Annotated in this window: 17 protein-coding genes; 6 read left to right on the top strand and 11 right to left on the bottom strand. The window is 68.0% G+C overall.

Annotated elements, in window-relative coordinates; genetic code table 11:
• Window positions 1–33: 33 nt before the first annotated feature.
• Window positions 34–894, bottom strand: a complete 861-nt coding sequence (locus VMT65_RS23705; RefSeq protein WP_326310590.1) for a YdcF family protein — start codon at window positions 892–894, stop codon at window positions 34–36.
• Between the two features lie 247 nt (window positions 895–1,141).
• Between VMT65_RS23705 and VMT65_RS23710 the strand changes: the two genes are divergently transcribed.
• Complete coding sequence (locus VMT65_RS23710) at window positions 1,142–1,990, top strand: bifunctional 5,10-methylenetetrahydrofolate dehydrogenase/5,10-methenyltetrahydrofolate cyclohydrolase (RefSeq protein WP_326310591.1); 849 nt, start codon at window positions 1,142–1,144, stop codon at window positions 1,988–1,990.
• 51 nt (window positions 1,991–2,041) lie between these two features.
• Here VMT65_RS23710 and VMT65_RS23715 read toward each other — a convergent pair whose 3' ends face one another.
• Entirely contained in the window at window positions 2,042–2,788 is a 747-nt protein-coding gene (locus VMT65_RS23715) for a L,D-transpeptidase (protein WP_326310592.1), read from the bottom strand.
• A 229-nt stretch (window positions 2,789–3,017) separates the two neighbouring features.
• The gene (locus tag VMT65_RS23720; RefSeq protein WP_326310593.1) at window positions 3,018–3,656 is read right to left on the bottom strand and encodes a cyclodeaminase/cyclohydrolase family protein; all 639 of its coding nucleotides are present in this window, start codon (window positions 3,654–3,656) and stop codon (window positions 3,018–3,020) included.
• Between the two features lie 170 nt (window positions 3,657–3,826).
• On the opposite strand from VMT65_RS23720, the gene VMT65_RS23725 reads away from it, so the two are divergent.
• The gene (locus VMT65_RS23725; protein ID WP_326310594.1) at window positions 3,827–4,864 is read left to right on the top strand and encodes an LLM class F420-dependent oxidoreductase; all 1,038 of its coding nucleotides are present in this window, start codon (window positions 3,827–3,829) and stop codon (window positions 4,862–4,864) included.
• Between the two features lie 100 nt (window positions 4,865–4,964).
• Here the strand turns inward: VMT65_RS23725 and VMT65_RS23730 are convergent, their stop codons facing one another.
• The 7 genes from VMT65_RS23730 to VMT65_RS23760 form a co-directional block, all read right to left on the bottom strand.
• The gene (locus VMT65_RS23730) at window positions 4,965–5,294 is read right to left on the bottom strand and encodes an STAS domain-containing protein (RefSeq protein WP_326311177.1); all 330 of its coding nucleotides are present in this window, start codon (window positions 5,292–5,294) and stop codon (window positions 4,965–4,967) included.
• A 197-nt stretch (window positions 5,295–5,491) separates the two neighbouring features.
• Entirely contained in the window at window positions 5,492–7,792 is a 2,301-nt protein-coding gene (locus tag VMT65_RS23735) for a SpoIIE family protein phosphatase (protein WP_326310595.1), read from the bottom strand.
• Window positions 7,793–7,805: 13 nt separating this feature from the next.
• Window positions 7,806–8,459, bottom strand: a complete 654-nt coding sequence (locus VMT65_RS23740; RefSeq protein ID WP_326310596.1) for a SpoIIE family protein phosphatase — start codon at window positions 8,457–8,459, stop codon at window positions 7,806–7,808.
• Window positions 8,452–8,865: an ATP-binding protein gene (locus tag VMT65_RS23745; protein ID WP_326310597.1), complete on the bottom strand. Its 414-nt coding sequence runs from the start codon at window positions 8,863–8,865 to the stop codon at window positions 8,452–8,454. Before VMT65_RS23745 ends, VMT65_RS23740 begins: the two co-directional genes overlap by 8 nt.
• Window positions 8,855–9,244: an STAS domain-containing protein gene (locus VMT65_RS23750; RefSeq protein WP_326310598.1), complete on the bottom strand. Its 390-nt coding sequence runs from the start codon at window positions 9,242–9,244 to the stop codon at window positions 8,855–8,857. Before VMT65_RS23750 ends, VMT65_RS23745 begins: the two co-directional genes overlap by 11 nt.
• Before the next feature lie 14 nt (window positions 9,245–9,258).
• Window positions 9,259–10,152, bottom strand: coding sequence for an STAS domain-containing protein (locus tag VMT65_RS23755; protein ID WP_033085408.1), 894 nt, complete (start codon window positions 10,150–10,152; stop codon window positions 9,259–9,261).
• Between the two features lie 164 nt (window positions 10,153–10,316).
• On the bottom strand, window positions 10,317–10,799 hold the full coding sequence (locus tag VMT65_RS23760) for a MarR family winged helix-turn-helix transcriptional regulator (protein ID WP_326310599.1): 483 nt from the start codon (window positions 10,797–10,799) through the stop codon (window positions 10,317–10,319).
• Between the two features lie 351 nt (window positions 10,800–11,150).
• On the opposite strand from VMT65_RS23760, the gene VMT65_RS23765 reads away from it, so the two are divergent.
• The 4 genes from VMT65_RS23765 (at window position 11,151) to VMT65_RS23780 (ending at window position 15,509) form a co-directional block, all read left to right on the top strand.
• Window positions 11,151–12,827: a fumarate hydratase gene (locus VMT65_RS23765; protein ID WP_326310600.1), complete on the top strand. Its 1,677-nt coding sequence runs from the start codon at window positions 11,151–11,153 to the stop codon at window positions 12,825–12,827.
• Between the two features lie 67 nt (window positions 12,828–12,894).
• Window positions 12,895–13,443, top strand: coding sequence for a M15 family metallopeptidase (locus tag VMT65_RS23770; protein ID WP_442790303.1), 549 nt, complete (start codon window positions 12,895–12,897; stop codon window positions 13,441–13,443).
• A 149-nt stretch (window positions 13,444–13,592) separates the two neighbouring features.
• Window positions 13,593–14,999, top strand: a complete 1,407-nt coding sequence (locus tag VMT65_RS23775; RefSeq protein WP_326310601.1) for a metallophosphoesterase — start codon at window positions 13,593–13,595, stop codon at window positions 14,997–14,999.
• A gap of 252 nt (window positions 15,000–15,251) precedes the next feature.
• Window positions 15,252–15,509: a hypothetical protein gene (locus VMT65_RS23780; protein ID WP_326310602.1), complete on the top strand. Its 258-nt coding sequence runs from the start codon at window positions 15,252–15,254 to the stop codon at window positions 15,507–15,509.
• Window positions 15,510–15,714: 205 nt separating this feature from the next.
• Here the strand turns inward: VMT65_RS23780 and VMT65_RS23785 are convergent, their stop codons facing one another.
• Complete coding sequence (locus VMT65_RS23785) at window positions 15,715–16,911, bottom strand: hypothetical protein (protein WP_326310603.1); 1,197 nt, start codon at window positions 16,909–16,911, stop codon at window positions 15,715–15,717.
• Window positions 16,912–17,313 lie beyond the last annotated feature (402 nt).

Consider the following 17,313-nt stretch of genomic DNA (forward strand, 5'->3'; position numbering starts at 1 on the left):
GTCCGGGCGTGATCAGAGATCGACGCGTCGGGCTCAGCGTTCGGTGGGGAGGCGCAGGGTGCGGGTGGCGTCGAGGTAGATGCCGCGCTGATTGCTGCGGGCCGGGGGCGGGAGCTGGGAGACCAGCTGTTCGAGCGAGGTGGTCGCGCCCACGACCGGGATGCCCGCGACGATGAAGTCGGCCACGGCGCGGCGAATGTGGTTGGGGGAGGTCACCACAATGGCGCTGGTGGCACCGGCGTCCCTGAGCATCTGCGCGCCGAACAAGGCGTTCTGCACGGTGGAACCCGCCCGGTGGTCGGCCAGAATGCGGCTGGCGGGGATGCCGTGCCCGATCAGCCAGCCCTGCATGGCCGACGCTTCGGTGATCCCGTTCTGTGGATTGCCGCCGGTCACCAGAATCGGCGACATCGGGGAGGCGATGGCCTGCAGCCACGCCGCCTGCAGCCGGTTCACCAGTTCGGGCCGCATCGAACCGTCGGGCAGCAGACCGTAGCCGAGCACCGCGATACCGGTCTGCGGTCCGGCGATGGCCGGAATCGGATTGGGCAGGGTGCCGACCGCGGCCCCGATGGCGCGGAACAGGTTCCGCGTCCCGTCGGCCAGCCTGCCGTCGACCCCACCCAGTCGATTCAGCGCCACCTCGCGGGTGATCAGATCCCCGGTGTAATCCGACCAGATCGCCTGCAGCGACAGCGCCTGCGCGTCGTCCGGTGATTCGGTGAGCAATTGGCGCAGGTCGGAAAGCCCGGCCGCCTCATTGCCACTGGTGAAATTGTCCTGTGCCGAGTTGTAGAGAGCGCCGACATCCGCGTGGGCGACGCCGGTGCCGAGAATGGTGAGCGCTGCGGCCGCCGCCGCGAGCAAGGTGGGAAAACGCCTGGCGATCTGCACTGCTTTCGACCTTTCGGAGGGGGTCACGCATTGCGTAGCTGGCTATCTCTTCAATTTGCTGACTATTGGCTCGATCCGAATGGAGACACGATACGACTGCCCACCGTCGTTGTCGGGTATTTGCCGTACAGATTTCGCGGTTTGATCCACCTCACAGTGGGGAACGCGCGCGAGGCGCGGCGGTAGCGCAGGACCGCCGTCCTGCCGCGGCACGGCGCATTCCTGCCGCGCGATAGGCTGTGCACCCGTGGATACGACTTCGCTTCCCGGCAAGGATCTCGCCGCCAATATCAACGCCGACACCAAGCAGCGCGCCGCCGCGCTCGCCGAGCAGGGCGCCGCCCCCCGCCTGGCCCTGGTGATCGCGAACGACGATCCGGCCAGCGTCTGGTACGTGAAGTCCCTCAACCGCGCCGCCGAACGCCTCGGAATCGCTTGCGACAATGTCGATCTGGGTGTCGACGCCACCGCCGAACAGATCCGCGCCAAGCTCGAGGAACTGTCGAAGGACTCCACCGTCGACGGCATCATGCTGCAGACCCCGCTGCCCAAGGGCGTCGGCCTCGACGACGTGAGCTCCGCGATCGCCGCCGCCAAGGACGTCGACGGCGTCAGCCCGCTGTCGCTGGGCCTGCTCGCCTCCGGGCTCCCCGGTTTCCCGCCCGCCACCTCCGAGGCGGTCGTGGAACTGGCCAAGTTCCATCAGATTCCGCTCTCGGGGCGTCTGGTCACCGTGGTCGGCCGCTCGAATGTGGTGGGCAAGCCCCTGCTTCAGCTGCTGCTGGCCGAGAACGCGACCGTCACCATCGCCCACTCCCGCACCGCGGACCTCCCGGCCGTCACCACCCCCGCCGATGTCGTGGTCGCCGCGGTCGGCCGCGCGGGCCTGATCACCGGTGAGCACGTGCGCGAGGGCGCGGTCGTCATCGACGTGGGCACCAACGAGGACGAGAACGGCAATATCACCGGCGACGTGAACGCCGACTCGGTTTCCGGCAAGGCGTCGGCCCTGAGCCCGGTCCCCGGCGGCATCGGCCCGGTCACCACCGCGCTGCTCATGCGCCACGTGGTCCAGGCCGCCGAATCGCTGCGCTGACCCAGCGCGAAAAAGGGCTCCCACCACCGTGGGAGCCCTTTTATTAGTGAATCACCAATGAGTGGTGACGGGGTCTCCGATGGAGACGTTGTCGTAGTACCACTCGGCATCGGCCGGGGCGAGGTTGATGCAACCGTGGCTGACATTGGCATTGCCCTGCGAGTCCACCGACCACGGCGCGGAGTGGACGTAGACGCCACCCCAGGTCAGCCGCTCGGCGAACTCGCCGGTGATCAGATAGCCCTCCGGATCGCTGAGCGGAATCCCGATGGTCCGCGAGTCGAAGGTGACCGACCGCTCGCGCGACAGCACCGGGAAGGTGCCGACCGGAGTCTCGCGACCCGGCTTGCCCATGGAGGCGGGCATGGTTCGCGCGACACCGTTCACCCACACCGTGAAGGTGTGCGCGGACATGTCGGCATCGGCGGTGGTCCCGCCATTGGTCGCGAACTTGATGTGCTGATTACCGGCGAACACCGAGATCGGCGAGGACACCGGCAGATAGTGGGCGGGCTGCCACATCAGCTGGCGATCACTGAGCCAGGTGAAACTGCCCGCGAGTGAGTTCTCGGCACGTACGTCGACCATGCGCTCGGCTCGGGCGCGATCGGTGACGGCCGAGGCGAACTGCACGGTCACCGGTGCGGCGATGCCGACCACCTGACCGGGACTGGGTGAAATCGCTTGAACGGCTGGGAGATTCGGTGAGGTCAGGGCCGCGCCCGCGGCTCCGGAACCGAAAGCGGCCGCCGCCGCGAGAAACATTGCGACGAGCAGAGCGCGAATCGCTTTCCGCATCGTTTCCATCCCTTCGAGAGGGTGTGGGCCTGGGTTCCTCAGCCTATGACCAGATGATCAGTTCCCTCTGGAAATGTTCCCGGTTCGTGACCAATGCCCCGGCGTGGGGGCTTTGTGACGTTCGTGTCGCTGAGGTAGGAGCCCGGAAAAGGGCCGTACCCCGCTCCATAACGGAACGGGGTACAGCGCAGGCGGATTCGCGGCGTGCCCGTGTGACGGTGCCGCGACCTCAGCGGGTGATGGCGGCGACCACGTCGTCGTGCAGGGCGTCGGCGCGGGCCATGATCTCCTCGATCCGCTTCAGCACGGGCCCGAATTCGGCACCGGCCGCACCGTCGAGCGAGGCCACGTTGATGGCGATGTTCAGCTGCGAGCTGGCCGCGGCCGAGCGTGCGCAGTCGGCGGCCGCGCCGATATCGGTGACCACGTTGGGGTTTCCGATGGGCAGCAGTTCGGTTGCCAGGGAGATGATCTCGTCGGCCTCGGCGACCACGGCCGCCGGAACGCGGGCGGCCTGCAGCAGGGCCGCGGTAATGGCCTCGGCGCGGGCGGCCTGCTCGGCCTCGGTCTCCTTGGGCAGCTTGTAGGCATTGCCGACGCCGGTGAAGGCGGCGGCATCGGCGTCGGCCAGGGCCAGCGAGCGCGCCCGGGCCGCGTCGGCGGCCTCGATGATGCGGTCGACGACCGGGCGGTTGTCGGCGTCCTTGGCTCGGGTGGTGTAGCGCGCCACCATGGCCACCAGCGCCGCGCCCTGGGCCGCGTGCAGCGCCGCGACCGCGCCGCCGCCGGGGGCGGGCACCTTGGCGGCCAACTCACCCAGGTACCCCGCCAGTGTCGAGTCACCGAAGGTGGTGGTGTCCTGAGTCATGCGGGTGGCCTCCCTTGGCAGCACGGGGAATTCGATGGATGCGCCGCCCACCCTATCGGCCCCCTCGTCGCTCGCCCCTATCGGCACTGCCGGGCCCGTGCCGGCACGGGTGGCGCTGTTCAGCAACCCGCCCGCTGTCGGTGCGCCAATAGGTGGGTAAGGTCCCGGGCATGCGTATCGGACTGTCGATCAATTACACCGACGGCTTCAAGGAGATCGCCGCCGAGGTCGCCGACCTCGAACGCGCCGGCCTCGACATCGTGTTCGTGCCCGAGGCGTATTCGTTCGACGCGGTGAGCGCGCTGGGCTACCTGGCCGCCAAGACCGAACGGGTACAGCTGGCCTCGGGCATCCTGCAGCTCTACACCCGCACGCCCACCCTCACCGCCATGACCGCGGCCGGCCTGGACTACGTCTCCGACGGCCGCTTCATTCTCGGCCTGGGCGCGTCGGGCCCGCAGGTGATCGAGGGCTTCCACGGCGTGCCCTACGACGCCCCCATCGGCCGCACCCGCGAGGCGCTCGAGATCTGCCGCCAGGTGTGGAAGCGCGAACGCGTGAACTACCAGGGCAAGTACTACCAGGTGCCGCTGCCCGAGGGTAAGGGCACCGGCCTGGGCAAGCCGCTCAAGCTCATCAATCACCCGGTGCGCGAGAACATTCCGGTGCTGCTGGCCGCGCTGGGCCCGAAGAACGTGGAGCTGGCCGCCGAGGTGGCCGAGGGCTGGCAGCCCATCTTCTTCCTGCCGGAGAAGGCCGACGCGGTGTGGGGCGAATCGGTGAAAGCCGGTCTGGCCAAGCGTGATCCGGCGCGCGGCGACCTCGAGATCTTCGCGGGCCCGGCGCTGGCCATCGGCGACAATGTGGACGGGCTGCGCGAGTGGGTCAAGCCGCACCTGGCCCTCTATATCGGCGGTATGGGCGCGAAGGGCAAGAACTTCTACCACACCCTGGCCACCAAGTACGGCTACGGCGCCGAGGCCGATCGCATTCAGGAGCTGTACCTGAAGGGCGAGAAGGACGCCGCCGCCAAGGCCGTGCCCGACGATCTGGTGCGCGATGTCTGCCTAATCGGTTCGGCCGGGTTCGTGAAGGAGCGCGTGGCGGCCTTCCGCGAGGCCGGTGTCACCGCGCTGAACGTGGTTCCCATGGCCGCCACCCCGGCTGAGCGCGTGAAGCTGATCGAGCAGCTGCGCGAGCTCATCTGATCGAGGCATGCAGCGACGAAGCCGAGTCCGGGCGAACCGGACTCGGCTTCGTCGTTTCCAGGGGTCTCTTCTATGGGTCTCGGAGTCGGACCGGTCCGGCTCAGCGCAGTGAGGCCAGCGCTTCGTCCAGGGTCGGGTGCAGTGCGAACACCTGGTCCAGGCTGGTCACCTTGAGTTGGCGGCTGGTGGCCGGACCGTCGGCCACCACCGCGATGCGGGTGGTGCCGGCGCGCTTGTGCGCGCCGACCAGGACCGCCATGCCCGCCGAGGCGAGGAAGCTGACGGCGGTCAGATCGATGACCAGCGCGTCGGGTTTGGGCGACAGCGCCGCGTCGATGGCGTTCTCGAGTGCGGGGGCGGTCGCGAGGTCGACGTCACCGGCCACGGTGAGGACCGTCGCCTCGTCGCGCTCGGTGACCGTGGTGGTCATCGTGTCGGCGAATGGATAGCCGTCTCCGGAAGTAGTGGTCACGTTTGTCAAATCTGCCATGATCCGTCCGTTCGTGCTGCATCGTCTGCCAACTCGGTATTCTTTCGGTAGTCGGCGTTATAGCGAAAACCGCAGCTACCGCACTCTTTCGGAGTCCTCCGAATCCGCCCGCCGAATCCGTGTCGGCAGGCCCCTTTTCACATGCGCCCGGCCGCCGAAAATGAAACGGCCATCAGTCGCACCGACATCCGCACCCGGGTGCCGGGACCGGAGTGGTCGATGTCGAGGTGATCGGTCAGCGCGCGCATCATGGCGATGCCGCGCCCGCGATGACCCGGATCGGCGGGCAGCGGACGCCACGCTCCGGAATCGGTCACCTCGATGGTCAGGGTGTCCACCCCGCAGTCCGCGCTGAGCGTCACCCGGCCCGGCTCACCGCCGAGATAGGCGTGCTCGATGCTGTTGCTGCAGGCCTCGTTCGCGGCCGCCACCAGATCGACCGCCAGATCGTGCGGGACCGCCGCGGCCGAGAGCCAGGCGCGCAGCGCGCGCCGAATGTTCGACAGCTCATGGGCCTCCGCGGGCACGTCCAGGCGCAGGGTCTTGGGCGGCTGCCGGTACACGACCATGGCCACGTCGTCGTCGTATCCGCCGACCGGACGCAGCCGCGACAGCACCGAATCGGCCACCTCGCGCGGCAATTGCCCGGCGACACGGGTCAATTCGTCGGCCAGCTCCACGAAGCGGTCCTCGATGTCCACATTGCGCTGCTCGACCAGGCCGTCGGTGAACAACACCAGAGTGGAACCGGGAGCCATGGGGGTGGTGGCCTCCGGGCGGCGCGGAATATCGAAGGTGGCCAAGGGAACCGCGCGACCGCCCTCCAAAAGCCGGCCGCGCTTACCGGGTTCGGCGAGCACGGGCGGCATGTGCCCGGCATTGGAGTAGCGGACCAGTCCGCGCACGGGATCCAGGATGGCCGCGCACACGGTCGTGCACATGGCTCCGGGTATGCGCGAGGCGACGGTGTCGAGCTCGGCCAGCAGCTGGGCCGGGCCCGCGCCGCGCAGCAGCAATGCGCGTGCGGCGGTACGCAATTGGCCCATGACGACGGCGGCGGACAGGCCGCGGCCGACGCAGTCGCCGACCACCACGCCGATGGTGCCGTCCTCGAGGCGCACCACGTCGTACCAGTCGCCGCCGATTTCCAGCGGTGGCAGCGCGGGCTCGTAGTGGACCGAGAAGCGCGGGGGCAGCTCGATCGGGCCGAGCATGGCGCGCTGCAGGGTCAGCGACGTCGAGCGGGCCTGATCGAAGTTGCGGGCGCGCTGCACGGCCAGGCTCAAATGGCCGACCAGCAGCGAGAACAAGGCCCAGTCGCCGGGGGTGATGACGCGCGGCGCGGAGAACCGCAGCCACAGCGCCGAATCGCCGCTCTCGCCCAGCGGCGCGACGATTCCCTCCGAACTGGTCACGCCCTCCGGAATCGCGTACATGGTCCGGCCCGGCTGCAGGCGCGCCCGATCCAGTAACGCCCGGGCGCGCGCGTCGAGCACCTGCCGCGATTCCGCGCCGCCGTGCAGCATGCGTTCGGGCAGCGGGATGGGCTGCGTGTCGTGCGGCGCGACGCCCGCGCCGGTGTACGGATTGTCCTCGGACACATACAGTTCCGGCCCGGTGTGCCGGTTGGGCCACACCGAGACGACCGCGGCCTCCGCGCCCACGGCCCGGCGCAACTCCTCGAGTCCGACGGTGAGCACCTCGACCACGCTGGTGGCCGCGCCGACCGCGGTGGCCAGCCGCGACACCGCCTGATCGCGGGCCTGCGCATCGTGTTCGGCGGTGACGTCGCGAAGCGTGCCGACGAAAATGCGTTCGCCGTTCTCGGGTTTCACCAGCGAGCTGGTCGAGACCGCCAGCCAAAGGTGCCGCCCGTCGCGATGGCGGATGGGCATGACGAACCGCGCGGCATCGGTGCCCAGATCCGGATAGCGCGGGGCCTCCGGCACGGTCCAGGGGTGGGGGAGCGCATAGGGGATGCCGTCGGGCCCGTACCCGGTCAGCGCGCCGAACGCGGAGTTCACCTCGATCAGCGTGCCCTGCGAATCGACGACGAAGAACCCGTCCTGCAGCGACTCCACCAGCGCCGTGCGGAACGCGTCGCGTCCGGCGAGATCGTCGGCGCGCGAACGCTGTTGCTCGTAGCGCCGGGTGCCGTCCAGGAAGCCGCGCGTGGCCACGTCCAGGGCCGCCATGGTCTGCAGCAGGAATTCGAGCGCCGCCTCGGTGCGATCGGTGCCGTCCGGCACGGGCATGACCCCGTCATGTTCGAGCAGCCGATAGTGGTGCTCGGTGAGGTCGAGAATGCTCACGCCCTCCACCAGCGCCCGCCGCCCCAGCTCGAAGGCCTCGGCGAGGGTGTTCTGATTGGGTGCGCGCAGGTGCAGCCGCAGCGCGGCGGCGTACGCCTCGCGAAACGCGGCCAATACCGCACTCACGCCGGGTACCTGCTCATGGCTTCACCGTCGGAATGGGTTGGGAGGGATGGGAATGCCCGCGATGCCGGGCCGCCAGCACCAGCGCGTCGTCGGTGTCCTTGGCGTGGCGGGCCAGGACCTCGGCGGTGATCTCCGCGGTCGGCTTGGACATGTCGATGGAGTCGGCGAAGCTCGAGGTGATGCCGTCGGTCGACATCAGCAGCAGATCGCCCGGGCGCACCGGCACGGTCTGCGGCTGCAGGTTGGGCGGCAGGAGGTAGCCGACGATGCCGCCGGTCAGCAGCACGGTGGCGCGAATGGCCGGTTTGCCGGGAGCTGCTGCGACAATGCGGGATTCGACATTCCCGACACCGAGCCAGTGCACGCGGTCACCGGAGTCGAACAGGGCCAACGAGACCGCCGCGCCCCGGGTGTCGGCCATGGCGCGATGGCACAGCAGCATGAGCACGTCCAGGGGCTCCGCGCGGTTCTCGGAGAGCACCTGGGCGGCGCGATCGGAGGCGTCCGCGGCGGCCGCGCCGTGACCCAGACCATCGAGCACGGCGAAGAGCACCGAGCCCCCGCCCGCATCGAGGACAACCGACCGGTCGCCCGAAACTCGTTGCCCCGGTAGTGCGCGACCGGCGACGGCCCATTCGACCGCGCCGATGAAGCCGTCCTCACGCACCGGTGGGCACCCACTTCCACATTTCGACGAGCGTGCCCTTACCGGGTTCGGAGGTGATGACCATGCCGTCCATCAGTCGCTTGGCGCCCGGCAGACCCAGGCCCAGCCCGCGCCCGGTGGAGAATCCGTCCTCCATGGCGCGAGGGATGTCGATGATGCCCGGCCCATTGTCCTTGGCCTGCACCACCATCGAGCGGCGGCCGTCGCGGTCGAGGACCCCGAGCCGGATCTCGCCGGTGCCCGCGTAACTCGTGATATTGCGCGCCACTTCGGAAATGGCGGTCGCGATCATGGTGCGATCGGAAAGCGAGAAGCCGAGTTTGGCAGCCAACTCCAGCCCCGCTTGCCGAGCGGTCACGATGTCGTTGGACACGTTCACCGCGATCACCACGTCGTCAGCGGCCACGATCACGACCGTCTTTTTGACTGCGACTCTGCGTCTTCTTGTTCAGCCACGAGAGTCCCTCTTCGAGGTCCAGGGCCGTATGCATGTCCTCGAAGGTAAGTCCCAATTGCACCATGGCGAAAGCGACTTCGGGCTGCAGGCCCACGATGACCGTTTCCGCGCCTCGCAGCTTGGTCATGTGGGCGATGGTACGCAGCGATCTGGCGGCAAAGGAGTCCATTACGTCGATTGCCGTGACATCGACGATGATGCCCTGGGCACGGTAGCGGCTGACATAGACCATGAGGTCGTCCTGCAGGCGCTCGGTATCGGCGTCGGTGAGCGCTGACTGCACCGACGCGATCAGATATGTGCCCTGCTTGAGGATGGGTACCGGCATCTGCCCCGCCCTGATTACCGTCCGTCGCGATCGGTGACGCGCGACACCTCGTAGCCGAGCAACCGCTCCGCTTCTTCGATGCCACCCTGGAGGTCACCGACGGCGTTCATCTTCGACAGATCCAGGCCGATGGTGACAAGGGTAAGCGCGATCTCCGACGACAGGCCGGTAATGATGACATTCGCACCCATGAGACCGGAGGCGTCGACCGTTTGCACCAGGTGGTTGGCCACCGTGGAGTCGATCGCGGGCACACCGGTGATATCGATGACGACGACCTTGGCGCGATTGGCGCGGATCGCCCGCAGCAGCTGTTCGGTCAACTGCCGGGCGCGCTGGGAGTCCAGCACACCGATGATGGGGAGAATCAGCAGCTGCTCACGCACCTGAAGAACCGGCGTGGACAGCTCGCGGATGGCTTCCTGCTGCTGGCGGATGACGCGCTCGCGCTCCTGCACGAAGGACACGGCCACGGTGTTGGCGATGCGGTTCGCGGCCGGTTCGTAGGCGTCGAGCACCAGCTTGAGCAGCTCGAAGTCGGACTGGTACTTCTCGAAGAGGCTGCGCGCCAGCACGTCTCGCAGCAGGAGCACGATGCCGACGACCTCGTCGGTCTCGACTCCTCTGGGGATGATGCGTTCGGACAGGTCCCGCGCGTAGGCCTGCAGCGCCTCGACGCTACCGGTCTCGAGCACCTCGACGTAGTTGTCGTAGACGGAGGTGGCCTCGGAGAAGATTTCCTCCGGCGTCATGGCGGTGAGCAGCTGGGCATCGGTAATGCGACGGGCCCACTCCTCGCGCAGTTCGGTGCGGTTCTGCCGCAGGTGTTCGACAAGCTGCGGAAGCAGGTTGTCGACGGGACCCGCGGGCAGTGAATCCGCCGAGAGACCGATGGACACGTCGGACATGGAAACTCCTGCCCCTTTCGCTAAGGCCAGGTCGGTGTGCTCACTTCTGCGACCGGATAACCGGTCGTGTGCTCGGTGCCGACCGCCGTCGGAAGCCGCTGCCGAGCTTAGTCTTACCCAGTACCCGATCGGTGCCAAACCAAACCCAGGTGACCGGTTGTTCCTCAGGATGTGTGCTCGTCACGGGCTTCCGGTCTTCGGTGATGAGCCAGCAACGTGTCGTAGATATCGGCCAGCGCGCTGAGCTGGCCACGGTCCAGCACATCGATCATGTGACGACGCACACTGTCGACATGCGAGGGGGCGGCGGAATCGAGGACCTGCGCGCCCTTGTCGGTAAGGACGGCGGCGGTGCGGCGGGCGTCGTCGGGGATGGATTCGCGGGCGACCAGTCCGCGCTTCTCCATGCGCGTGATCTGATGCGAGAGCCGCGACTGCGACCACTCCAGCACGGCGGCGAGTTCGGCGAAGCTGCGGCGGTGGTCGGGGGCGTCGGCCAGGCGGGCCAGCACGGTGTATTCGACGTAGGTCAGGTTGGATTCGCGCAGGGAATCCCGGCCGACGGCGGCGGCGATGAGGTCGCGGGTGAAGACGAATCCCAGCCACGCTCGCATCTCGACATCGTCGAGCCAACGGGTTTCGGCCACAGTTCTGCTCCCGGGTTCCGCACTCATGCTAGTTCCTCCCCGCCGCCGATAAGCGCATCATGCACAGGTAACACCTGCTCGGTTGAAGGTGCAACCGGTGCCCGTTCGGCGTGGCCCCGGATCGAGTCTGACAGGAGGTGGTGCCTGTCACAACGGATTTCGAGTGTGCAAATGCACTTGCAAATGAGCGAACGTTGCGAGGGTGTTCGGGGCCGGGCCTCGAAACCGATACCGCTGCCTGCTCATCGGGGCGCGCGGGCGGGTCGGTACAGTCGGTCTGCTTGAACCGTTGGCCGCCCAGCCCCCAGCCCCGGCTGCTCGGCCCCCAGCCCTGCTCGAGGAGTGCGATTCGTGACCGCGCCGGACTTTCTGTACTCGGATCTGCTGCCGATTGGTAAGGACGAGACGCCGTATCGGCTGCTGACCACCGAGGGTGTGAGCACGTTCGAGGCCGGTGGGCGCACCTTCCTGCAGGTGGAGCCCGAGGTGCTGCGCATGCTCACCGCCGAGGCCATGCACGACATCAGCCACTACCTGCGCCCGGCGCATCTGCGGCAGCTGCGCAAGATCATCGACGATCCGGAGTCCAGCGGCAACGACCGGTTCGTGGCGCTGGATCTGCTGAAGAACGTGAACATTTCGGCCGGTGGCATCCTGCCGATGTGTCAGGACACCGGCACCGCCATCGTCATGGGCAAGAAGTCCGAGGGCGTGCTCACCGGAGTCGATGACGCGGAATGGATTTCGCGCGGTGTGTTCGACGCCTACACCAAGCTGAACCTGCGCTACTCGCAGCTCGCGCCGATCACCATGTGGGACGAGAAGAACACCGGCAACAATCTGCCCGCGCAGATCGAGTTGTACTCGCAGCCGGGCGATCCCGCGCAGCCGTCCTACAAGTTCCTCTACATGGCCAAGGGCGGCGGCTCGGCCAACAAGTCGTTCCTCTACCAGGAGACCAAGGCGATCCTGAACCCGGATCGCATGCTGGAGTTCCTGGACGAGAAGATCCGCTCGCTGGGCACCGCGGCCTGCCCGCCCTACCACCTGGCGGTCGTGATCGGCGGCACCTCGGCCGAATTCGCCTTGAAGACAGCAAAGTACGCCTCGGCGCACTACCTGGACAATATGCCGACCGAGGGGTCGATGGCCGCGCACGGCTTCCGCGATCTCGAGCTCGAGGAGCAGGTCTTCAAGCTGACCCAGTCCTTCGGCATCGGCGCGCAGTTCGGCGGCAAGTACTTCTGCCACGACGTGCGCGTCATCCGCCTGCCCCGCCACGGCGCGTCCTGCCCGGTCGCCATCGCGGTGTCCTGCTCGGCCGACCGGCAGGCGCTGGCCAAGATCACCCCCGAGGGCGTGTTCCTCGAGCAGCTGGAACGTGAACCGGCGCAGTACCTTCCGGAGCAGACCGACGCCATCCTCGGCGGCGATGTCGTCAAGATCGACCTGAACCGGCCCATGTCGGAGATCCGCGCGGAGCTGTCGAAGTACCCGGTGAAGACCCGGCTCTCGCTGACCGGTCCGCTGGTCGTGGCGCGCGACATCGCGCACGCCAAGATCAAGGAGCGCCTCGACGCGGGCGAGCCCATGCCGCAGTACATGCGCGACATGGCCGTCTACTACGCCGGTCCGGCCAAGACCCCCGATGGCTATGCCTCGGGCTCGTTCGGCCCGACCACCGCGGGCCGCATGGACTCCTACGTCGACCAGTTCCAGGCCGCGGGCGGCTCGCACGTCATGCTGGCCAAGGGCAACCGCTCCGCGCAGGTCACCAAGGCGTGCAAGGAACACGGCGGCTTCTACCTCGGCTCCATCGGCGGCCCCGCCGCCCGCCTGGCCCTGGACTGCATCAAGTCCGTCGAGGTGCTCGAATACCCGGAACTGGGCATGGAAGCCGTCTGGAAGATCGAGGTCGAGGACTTCCCCGCCTTCATCGTCGTCGACGACAAGGGCAACGACTTCTTCGCCGAAACCTCCAAGCCCATCGCCCTGCGCGTGCGTGAGCGCTCCAAGGAACGGGTCTGATTCCGTAGCCCCGGTGCGGCAGGGTGTCGGCATGGAATTCCGAAGTGCGAGAGGCGGATCGATGCGAATGAACGGCCGGGGTGAGCAGTCCATGCCGGGCGGCTGTCATTGCTCGCGTCGGACCGCCCTCACCGCACTGGCGGCGGGTGCCGGGTTGGTGATCGGCGGCGCCCTCGGCGGGTTTCGACCGGGAATCGCCGCGGCCCAGGCCATGCCGACGGCCGCGTTCATCGCCGCGAGCACCGACGGCCTGGACCCGGCGCTGGCGGCGGCCTACAACGCGGCGGCCGCGGCTGCCGCTACGGCGGGGATTTCGTTGTGGATCACGTCCGGATACCGCACCTGGGCGGAGCAGGAAGCCCTGTGGGAGGACGGGATCCAGACCTACGGCAGCCCCGAGGCGGCCCGTCGCTGGGTTCTGCCCCCGGGCGAATCCACCCATGTCACCGGCCAGGCCATCGACGTCGGCCCCCGCGAGGGCGCGCAGTGGCTGGAGGACAACGGCGATCACTGGGGCCTGTGCCGGATGTACGACAACGAATGGTGGCACTTCGAATTGGCCACCTACCCCGACGGCCCCCTCCCGGCCCGTCTCCCCGATGCCAGCATGCGTTAGCGACGCCCGGACGGTCCCGTAGATATCGCGCGGCCCCGATCATGACCTGAATGTCCGTAATTGGAAGCTGATCGGTCATGTTCGGGCACCTGGAGGTTTATCTGGTAACCGTACCGTCGCTCTTGGGGGAGCAGGCGGACGGAGATGTGATGCTGGAACCGCGACTTCGGACCATGTGGCTGGCCAATGCGGCGAGCGCGGGGGCGGCGGTGGCCGTGCGGACACCGCGCCCGGTATTCGCCGCGGAGGCGCGGCGCGAGCGGCGCGAGCGGCGCGAGGCGATCGTGGCCTCGGATCTGGAAGTGGTGACGGTGACCGATCATTCGGCCGTCCTCACGTGGACCACGCGGGCGCGGGATCGGACGGGGCGGCTGCGGCCGGTACCCGCCGATACCGAGGTGCGCATCGGGCCCGCGGACGGGCGGGCGGACGCGCGGGTGTGGCATTTCGAGGGGATGCGCACCGCGTATCACTACGCGGAGATCCGGAATCTGGAACCGGGTCGGGCCTATCGCTTCGAGGCCTACTCGGACGGTCGGCGGGCGGTACCGGCGCGCACCCTGGTGACGCGGCGGTCCGGGACGCCCGAATCCACCGGCGTCCTCACGACTTTGACCCCGCCGCCCGGGCGGCTGATTCGCACGCTCGCGCTGGCCAACGACCTGCACTACGGGGAACCGGCCAGCGGGCTGTTCGCGGGACTGTTCGAGGGCCTGCGGCACAGCACCGACGAGTATCCGGAATTCATGCTGCAGGCCATGCTCGACGACCTTCGACTACCCGACCGAACCGTGGACCAGCTCATCGTGGCCGGCGATATGACCGACTCGGGGACGGCCGCGCAGTGCCGGGGTGTCCGGGAGCGATTGGACGACTGGGGCACGCTGGGGCGGGATTACGTCGTGTGCCGGGGAAATCACGACATTCGGCCGCCGGAGGAGCCCGACCACTGGGGTGAGGTCTTCCATCCGCGCGACCGCCTGGTCGAATACTTCGCCGGCGGTCTGCGGCTGATCGGGCTCGACACCACCCGCCCACGCGGCGCGGGCGGCACCATCAGCCCGCCCCAGCTGGCACATCTGCGTGAACTGCTGCGCGGCGAACCCGACCGGCCGACACTCGTTTTCGGCCATCATCCGGTGACCCGGCATGCGGCGGTGAGCAATCCGGGCGGACCGGGCTTCGTCATGGACCGCTTCAACGCGGGCGCGCTGCACGCCATGTACGCGACCGCGCCCGGCGTGTTCCTGCACCACAGCGGGCACACCCACCGGAATCGGTTGAGCCGCCCGGATTCCGGGGTCGGGGTGGAATTCCTCGAGGTGGGCGCGGTCAAGGAGTATCCGGGCGGATACACGCTGGTGCGGATCTACGAGGGCGGGTACATGGTGAACTTCTACAAAACGCGGACCGAGTCGGCGCGGCGCTGGAGCACCCGGACCCGCAGCCAGTACCTGGGACTGCATCCCGATCACGCGCTGGGCAGCTGTCACGACCGCAATCATGTTGTGCTGCGCGACTTCTCGGGACTGTGCGGCGAACCCGCCGGGCGGTGAACAACGCCGAACCGAGACCTTGCGCCGGAGTGGAATGCCTGGTGGCGGCGACACACCGGGCGTGATGCACCGGTATGTCCGGTCAATGTGCCCCCAATGTCCGTCCCGTTCGGCATACTGCCTGGTGCGAGTGCACGCCGGAGTTGTGTGTGGCCCGACCGGACATTGCGTTGTCCGCTCGTTGGCCGCTGTGCGTGTACCGCCGATTGGGCATGCTGAATTTCAGCGCTTTCTCTGATGATGGAGGTCTTGGTGGGTAGGCAGGGCAGGCAGTTCCGTTCGAATCACGGCACACTCCGGCACCAACGCCCACCGGTCCGCGTCACCCGCCCCGCCCGCCCCCTGCGGGACACCGTCTTCGCCGTCGGCTGGTTGGCCGTGGAGCTTCCCACCGCGGTGCTGCTCGCCGTCTTCGTCGGCACCGGCTGGCTCGGCTACATCCAGCACGCCGGCACCCCGGCGCAGCCCCGCTCGGCCGTCGTCGTTCCGGTGGAACCGACCGCGCACTGAATCACATTGTCGCACTGAATCACGTTGTCGCACGGGCCCGTTCCCCTCCGGGGAGCGGGCCCGCCGGCTGTCCGGGCCCGAAAACGACGCCACCCCGGTGCCGCTGGCTGCGGGTCACCGGGGTGTTGGCGGCGGATCGGGCCGATGTCAGTGGGGCACCGGCCGATTCGGGCTCGCTAAGGTGCGTGGCTGGTCGAGAAGAGGCTCAGTCGTCGTCCAGGGAGCTGCCATTGCGGGAGCGCGACGCGGCGCGGGCGCGGCGCCGGGCGGCCTGCAGTTCGGCGAGTTCCTGCTCGAGGGTCTCGGCGATCCGGAACTGGCCGGTGTCGTAGACATTGAGCGGGGGGACCGGATCGGTCAGATCGGCGAGCGGGGAGCGCTCGTCCTCGACCTTGCGGGTCTTGCCGGTGGCGGAACGGCGTTCCTTGTCGGCGGATTTACCGTTGCTCGAGTGCGATTCGGACTTCGCCGTCCGGATATCGGGCTCGACCACCTGGGCCTCGGCCTCGACGGTCTTCTCCGGTTCGGCCGGAGCCGCGGGCAGCGCCGGGGTGGTGGCGGGTGTCGGCGTGGGACCCGGACGGTTCGGGAAGGACACTACGGTCGGCATGGATCGGCGTAGTTGTTCGCCCGGATCGGGTAGATGCTGAATCTGGTCCGTGGCACGCACGATGGCCAGGCCGTAGCGGCTCGCCGCGGCATTGTGGATGAGCAGGGCCACCCCGATCATGACCGGGGCGATGGCGTGCACCGCGACGTCGTACCAGCTGCCGGTCTTGAGATACGGGTAGGTGTTCAGGATGACCGTGAGGCTCAGCAGCGCGATCTCGGCCACCACAACCTGTTTGCGGCTGTCGATCACACCCCACTCGGCGACCTTGTTGGTGCCGATCATGATGATCACGAGGCAGACGCTGATCATGCCTTCGAGCAGATAGCTGAACCAGTACAGCGGATCGCTCGCACCGCCGGGCGCGATATTGTGCTGCACGTTGACCGCGGACCAGAGCATGCCGGCCGCGACCACACCGGCGAGCGCGCGCTGGCTCCACGCCCGATGTTTGTACAGCGACGCCAGTTTGGCGTGCGGGCTCGATTCTCGCCGCTGCGCGGCGATCGCCTTGCGGGCGAGCAGCAAGTCGCGAATGTCGGCCTTCTCAATCTCTTCGGTGGTCTGCCGGGCCCGATCCGCGGCGCTCGCAGCGGCCTCGGCCTGCTTCCAGCGTTGCGCACGCTCCTGCTCGCGAATGCGTTCGGCTAGCTCGCGTTCGGCGACGAGCTCGTTTTCCGACAGGGCATCGGTGAGAGCGGGATCGTACTGATACGCCAGCCGACCCCGGGCCTTCTCGACCCGCTGCGCCAGCTGGCTGACGTCGTCCTCGCGCGGATGTTCGATAGTCATTTGGACCCCCGTCCAGGGAGTCCGGATGGCTGACTTGTGATTCCGGTAGGCACGGAGAACATTTCTAGTCGATGAAAGCCCAACCGCGAAACTGTTGATTTGCCGATGGTCCAATCCTTACGGCGCGCCGCGCCGCGACACGCGGATTCGGGTGTAAGTCAGGGCAGTACGGGGACCCGCCCGAACTTCGTGTCCAGTGGGGTTGCCGACCCCCGTTCCCCCGCAACCGCTTTCCCGGATCGGACCAGATGGACAAAGCTCCCGAACCTCCGCAAGGGGGCTTGGTGGCGAGCCGAAAACGGGTCCGCTACCGCCGCTTCGTCGTGTGACGTTATGGCGGGCGGCCCGCGTATCGGGAGCGGCCCCGAGAGCGCCCACGATCGCCGACTGGGCCTGTGCCCG

This window comes from Nocardia sp. CDC153 (genome assembly GCF_035818515.1).
In the GTDB taxonomy this organism is placed as follows: domain Bacteria; phylum Actinomycetota; class Actinomycetes; order Mycobacteriales; family Mycobacteriaceae; genus Nocardia.